Below are 3,654 nucleotides of genomic sequence, written 5' to 3' on the forward strand. Positions count from 1 at the left end.
CGCCGTGGTGTGGAACTGGGTCAGCCTCACCCCGCGGTCGGCGATGCGGCTCATGGCCGGCATCTGCACCAGTCCGCCGAAGCAATCCCAGGTGGCGACGCCGACGTCGTCCCACACCACGTACAGCACGTTGGGGGCGTTCTGCGGCGCGGCGGGCGCAGTGTAGGGACCCCAGTCCGGTTGGGAGTCGCGGATGTCTAGGGCGATCGTGCCTGTGAACTCGGCTGTCATAGCGGCGACGTTACCGGGTTCGGTCAGCGTTGTGACCCCGGGCGCTCAGGCGAAGCGCCCGAACAGAATCCAATGGTTGAACACCTTGCAGTCACCTGCAGGTACGACAGCAACTTCGGATTCCCGGACTGCCATGGCCGGGTCACGCAAACGGTTTGCTGACCAGCGTCCAGTGGTTGAGGTGGGTCCGGCGGTAAGTCAGGTCGTCGAGTACCGCCTGGGCCAGAGCGAGGCCGCGGCCGCGCTGTGCGAACTCGTCAGGCATCTGCACCGCAGCCAGGTCCACCGGAACGGGAACAGGATCGCCGTCGTCGGTGAACTCCACCCGCACCCGGTCGGGGAAAACCGTGACGTCCATGGTCAGACACACCGACCTCGATGCGGCCGCATGCTCGACGATGTTGGCGCCGATCTCCGCTGTCGCGATGCCCATATGCATCCGAACGGTGGGTGGGACATGCTGGTGGGCCGCCCACGTCCGCTGGAGAGCCGCCTCGATATCGCCGAGCGTTCCGGGGCCAACCGGACCCTCGAGGAGCCGATACTCAGGGTGATTCATCGAAGGCACTGTCCGGGGAATCCGCGACCTTGAGAACCCGATTGAGATTGGTCAGTTCCAGAACTGCAACCGCCTGCTCGCTCGGTGAGCTGATCCGCAAGTCCCCCCCACCCTGCCGAGCCGCCTTCAGACCCGAGATGAGCGCCCCCAAACCGGAGGAGTCGATGGTTTCAACAGCCGAAAGATCGACCACAAGCCGGGTTTTCCCGCCACGGACCAAATCATGCAATTGCTCACGAAGGTCGGGGGCGGCAACCATGTTGAGGCGCCCTTCCGGGCGCAGCACCACGGCGCCGGATTCGGTCGTCCTGATTGGCCACTCCGCCATCGTCATTTCCTTCCTTCGCCCGGCAGAGCATAGCCGTAGGCCAGTTGACCAGCGCCGCAATCACAGTTTTGGGCTGCTACTTCACCCCCTCTTCAGGTCCTGTGCCGAGGTGCCGCACAGACACTCGCCTGCTAGCGTCGGTTCGCGATGACCGGGTTCGACGGCGCATGACCCACCAGCTCGACGACGTTCTCAAACGGCTGGTCAATGACTCGCGCGCCGACGCTGCGCTGGTTTGGTGCCGAAGCGGCCCCAACGGCGTCGCAGTCGGGCTCGGCGGCTATCCGATGACCATCGCGCCCACCGCCTTGCTCTGCCTGGCATCGACGGGGGTGGCTGACGACGCGGTCGAGCGGACATCCTCGGTGCCGGTGCCGGTGCCGGGGCCGGGGTCGGGGACGGTGCCGGGGCCGGGGTCGGATGCGCTCATGCAGGCACTGCCCGCCGCACCGGCGGCCGATCGCTCCTTCGTCCTCGGTGAGGATCTCGTGCTCACCGTGGTGTGGTGCGACCAGGCGGTAGCCAGCGGTATCCCCGACCGGTGGCAGCCGGACCTGCTTGAACAGGTGGCAGCCGTCGCCTCAGTATGCAGGGATCTGTACTGCGCAAACGGCGAAGTCGAACGCCTGCGAGCGGCGGTCAACGGCCTGCAGGACGGGGTTGTGACGCTCAACCCCGGAGTTGGACTGGCTGCCGTCAACCGGGCCGCGGCCACTCTGCTGGGCCTTCCGCAGGGGAAGAACCCGGTGGCCGCGCTCGACAGCGCGCTGGACCGACTGGCGGGCCGGGCGCTCAACTGCTCCGAAATCAATGACTGCCGAAGTCTTTTGGAGTCGGATCCGGAAGCGTCGATTGCGTGTATGTGGCGCTTTCCGACCGAACCGACACACCTTTGGGTGGTCTCAAAACCCGTCGACAATCAGAACTTCCACGGCCGCACCTGGGTTTTCTACGACGAGTCGGAATCCTCTCGGGCGCTGGGGTCCTCGGAACGAGCCCATGCCCAGTTGAGGGCGTCGGCGGATGCAATGCTCGATCCTCAGGCCCTCCTGGAGGCCGTTCGTGACGAGAGCGGGCTGGTCGTCGACTTCGTCTACCGCGACGTCAACCGCGCCACTTGCGCATACCTGTCGATGACCCGAGACGAACTCGTCGGCCACGCCGTGCTGGAGACGATGCCGAACCTCAAGACTTCCGGGATGCTCGCGCGCTATGCGCACTGTGTCGAAACCGGAGATCCCCTGATCCTCGACGACATCCGCTACGACAACGAAGTACTTTCCGGTCCGCGGCACTACGACATCCGCGGCGCCCACGCCGGCGCCGGCTTCATCATCCTGACGTGGCGCGACGTCACTGAACGGGTTCAGAGCGCACAGCGGATCGCCGAGTCCGAGGAACATTATCGGCTGGTCGCCGATAACGTCGGGGACGTCGTCATGCACATTCGCCGCGGTGCCGTCGCCTGGGTCTCGCCGTCGGTCGAAGAGGCCTTGGGCGCTGCGCCGGATCATTGGATCGGCCGACCCTTGATGGAGATCATCCCCGAGGAGGATCACCAGGCCGCCGACAAGGTGGTGTGGTTGGCCGACGACCGCGCTGTGATTCCGTGCGGCCGTCTGAAAGCAGCTGACGGTCAGACACATTGGGTGCACGTGCATGCCAAGAGCTTTTACGACGCCGACGGCAACCCGGACGGGTACACCGCGTCATTCCGGGTGATCGACGATGAGGTGCGGGCCGTCGAGCAAGTCGAACTCGCCGATCAACGGCAGGCCGAAGCCGACGCCCGATACCGAAGACTGATGGACAGCTCGGCCGTGCCGATGTGTGTCACCACCCCCGAGGGTCGCTTCGAGGTGGTCAACGACGCGATGTGCCGCTACTTCGGATACGACGCCGAGGTCCTGCGCACCAAGACGTGGCCGGAATTGGCGGCCCCGGAATACCTGGATTCAGATGTGGCGGAATTCGCCCGCGTCATCGCCGGCGAGAGCGAAACCCACCGCGGGGTGAAGGAGTACCTGCATGCCGACGGCCACCGGATCTGGGGTGACCTTTCGGTGAGTTGTCTGCGCAAACCGAACGGCGAGGTGGAGTCGATCATCGCGCAGATCATCGACATCACCGAACGGGTGCGGACGCAGAGGGTGGCTGAGGATGCCCGCCGAATGGAGGCCGCGGCACGGGCCCGCTACCGCAACTTGATGGACAACGCCGCCGTGGGCATGGGTGTCATCGAGCCGGACGGCCGCCTCGAGGAGGTCAATCAGGCGGCGTGCGACTTCTTCGGCTACGACGCGGCGACCCTGAAGCAGATGACGTGGCAGCAGTTGACCGCTCCGGAGTACCTGGAAAGCGGATTTCATCAACGTCGAGAACATGATGGCCGGCAGGATCGAGTCCTTCCGGCTGCGGTTTGCGCAGACAGCCCACGGACAGGTCGCCCCAAATGAGATGACCGTTTGGCATGGATGAACTGTTTGGTGGATGATCGCGCAGGTCACCGACATCACCCTGGAGGTAGAAGCACGCG

The 3,654-nt window shown here is 65.1% G+C and carries 4 protein-coding genes; 1 reads left to right on the forward strand and 3 read right to left on the reverse strand.

Annotated features, from left to right (window positions below; genetic code table 11):
* The 3 genes from ADBZ5N_RS17935 to ADBZ5N_RS17945 form a co-directional block, all read right to left on the reverse strand.
* Window positions 1-231, reverse strand: a 231-nt coding sequence (locus ADBZ5N_RS17935; protein WP_526259794.1) for a sulfatase-like hydrolase/transferase, incomplete at its 3' end; no start/stop codon positions are given.
* Between the two features lie 142 nt (window positions 232-373).
* Window positions 374-790 (reverse strand): ATP-binding protein, encoded by a 417-nt coding sequence (locus ADBZ5N_RS17940; RefSeq protein WP_526259796.1) that lies wholly within the window; start codon window positions 788-790, stop codon window positions 374-376.
* Complete coding sequence (locus ADBZ5N_RS17945; RefSeq protein ID WP_526259800.1) at window positions 777-1,118, reverse strand: STAS domain-containing protein; 342 nt, start codon at window positions 1,116-1,118, stop codon at window positions 777-779. The genes ADBZ5N_RS17940 and ADBZ5N_RS17945 overlap by 14 nt, the downstream gene beginning before the upstream one ends.
* A gap of 167 nt (window positions 1,119-1,285) precedes the next feature.
* Between ADBZ5N_RS17945 and ADBZ5N_RS17950 the strand changes: the two genes are divergently transcribed.
* Complete coding sequence (locus ADBZ5N_RS17950; protein WP_526259798.1) at window positions 1,286-3,574, forward strand: PAS domain-containing protein; 2,289 nt, start codon at window positions 1,286-1,288, stop codon at window positions 3,572-3,574.
* The last annotated feature ends 80 nt before the right edge of the window (window positions 3,575-3,654 follow it).

This window comes from Mycobacterium sp. (assembly GCF_044370595.1).
Classification (GTDB): Bacteria; Actinomycetota; Actinomycetes; order Mycobacteriales; family Mycobacteriaceae; genus Mycobacterium.